Source organism: Streptomyces ipomoeae 91-03 (assembly GCF_000317595.1).
Taxonomy (GTDB): Bacteria; Actinomycetota; Actinomycetes; order Streptomycetales; family Streptomycetaceae; genus Streptomyces; species Streptomyces ipomoeae.
In genome coordinates this window covers 1-2,155 of the sequence record NZ_AEJC01000134.1, presented here as the reverse complement: position 1 = coordinate 2,155, position 2,155 = coordinate 1, and the positions used below count along the sequence as shown (strand labels likewise).

The 2,155-nt window shown below is 73.2% G+C and carries 2 protein-coding genes; both read right to left on the bottom strand.

Annotated features, from left to right (window positions below; all coding sequences use genetic code 11):
- Positions 1-42: 42 nt before the first annotated feature.
- Positions 43-684 carry a hypothetical protein gene (locus STRIP9103_RS08840; protein WP_048819944.1) on the bottom strand — a complete coding sequence of 214 codons (642 nt, stop codon included), beginning with the start codon at positions 682-684 and terminating at the stop codon, positions 43-45.
- A gap of 100 nt (positions 685-784) precedes the next feature.
- Entirely contained in the window at positions 785-2,086 is a 1,302-nt protein-coding gene (locus STRIP9103_RS08835) for an MFS transporter (RefSeq protein ID WP_009304629.1), read from the bottom strand.
- Between the last annotated feature and the right edge of the window lie 69 nt (positions 2,087-2,155).

The window sequence follows — 2,155 nt, the reverse complement described above, 5'->3', positions numbered from 1 at the left end:
AGGCGGTAGGCGCGCGTCCGGTGCCAGGGCCTCGGGGCGCGTCTACGCGGCGCCATCGGTGCGGCGACGGCGCAGCCGCAGGCAGGCCACTCCGCCGACCGCGGCGAGGCCCACGGCGGCGGTGCCGGCGACCGGCGTGAAGTTCTGGGTCATGGCGAGCCCGCCCCCACCGGCCGGCGGGCCGCCGTTGGGACCGGCGGGCGGGCACGCGACCCTGAAGACCCTCTCCTCGCCCGTGCCCAGTGGCACCGTGTCGTCCGTGTCGACGGTCGGGGTCTGGTCGATCACCCAGGTCAGCCGGTACTGCCCGTTGGGCAGCGGCTGGTACCGCCGAGCGCTCTCGGCCATCACGGGCGGGGTGAACCCGCTGCCGCCGCTGAGGCTGATGGACCCCTCGGCGACGGGGTCGGCACCCGTGGTGGGAGGCTGGTTGTCGATCCTCCAGTTGACCTTCCGGATCGTGTCGAAGTCGAACGCGGCGAGGTAGAAGTCGCAGACCCTCGCCTGGTTGCGCTCGTTGCTGTACGGAAAGCCCACCCTGTGGATCACGACGTCGCCGTTGTCACCCGGTGCGGCGACGGCGACCGGTGCCGTGATCAGGGTGGCTCCCGTGGCGGTGAGTGCCGCGAGGACCGCGGCACTCGCGCGCGCTCCGGCGCGGCGGGGGCGGGACGAGGTGGACATGCGAGACCTCCGAGTCGGGTGATTTTCATACAAATCACGCTTACACCTGACTCTCTGTCACATCACCGGGCTCGTAGTGGAAGCCGCGCCTAACGGCCCGTCACATATCCCTCTTCCGGCCCAAGGACTTCTGCCCCGAGGACACCCCGGACCGGGAGCCGTCGCCCCCGGTGACTCTCTTGCCGTCCTTCTCGTCGCCCCGCTTCCCCTTCCCCTTGCCGCCCCTCCCCTGCCCCGGCCCGGCAGGCGACCGCAGGGCTATCCCGGACGACACCACCAGCAGCACGCCGAGCATCACGAACGGTGCCGCCACCCCGGCGACACCGGCGACCAGACCCGCGGCGGCCGGTGCCCCGGCCTGCCCGAGCCGGTTGCCCGTCAGCCGTAGCGCGAGGGCGGTGGAGCGGGCGTCGTCCGGGGCGGCCTGGACGACCGTCGTCATGGACAGCGGCTGCCCGACCCCGAGACAGAACCCGAGCGCGGCGAGGATCAGGGCCAGCGCCCACACCGGCACCGGCAGCGCGATCGCGGCGCAGAGCACGGCGCCCAGCAGGCAGGTCACGGTGAGCAGCGCGGTCCGGCCGAGCAGCCGCAGCATCGGCGTCATCACCAGCCGGCAGGCGATGGTGGCCGCCGCGCGCAGGCTCAGCAGTACGCCGACCACCGACGGCGCGATGCCCCGGTGCTCGCCGACCACCGGAAGGTACGCGGTGAGGATGTCGGTCGCCGACAGCACGGCGAGGCTGATGAAGATGCCGCCCGGCACTCCCCGGGTGCGCAGGATGCGATGCACCGGGACGCGCTCGCCCTGCTCGGTACGGGACTTGGGCTCGACCGGGCGCTCGATGCGCCACAGCGACGTGAACGCGACCGCCGCGCCCGCACCCGCCACCACCAGCGCGAGGGCGCTCGTACGCGCCATGTCCGGGCCACCGATGAGGGCACCCGCGGCGATCGGGCCGACCAACTGGCCGAGAGAGGCGCCGATGGTGAAGTGGCCGAAGTTGCGGTCGTGTTCGTGCGGGGCGGACTGCCGCGCGACCAGTGACTGGGCGCCGATGACGAAGGAGAGGTGGCCGAGCCCCATCACCCCGCTCCACACGGCCATCGCCACCAGGGAGTTCGCCAGACCGCTCAGCGCACAGCCGCCGGCGATGAGGACGACGCCGACGGGCAACAGGGGCGCGCACCGGCCGTGGTCGGTGCGGCGACCGAGCGGTACGGCGGCGAACAGCGGGAGCAGGGCGTAGACACCCGCGATCACACCGACCGCCCGCTCGTCGGCACCCAGCGCGAGGGCCCGGTAGGAGACGGCGGGCCGGGCCATCGACACCGCCCCCTGCGCGAAGCTGAAGGCGATGACGAGGCGGAGCAGCCAGCCGCGGTTCCTGCCGGGCCTCACGATGCGGTCCTCCTTGGGGAGTTGGGGCCCTTCCCGGGCCCTACGAGGTCAGGGTCCCCCGACACGGGA

Bases quoted from the DNA above. Each gene is read 5' to 3' on its own strand.
- STRIP9103_RS08840 (WP_048819944.1), bottom strand. From the start codon at position 684: ATGTCCACCTCGTCCCGCCCCCGCCGCGCCGGAGCGCGCGCGAGTGCC.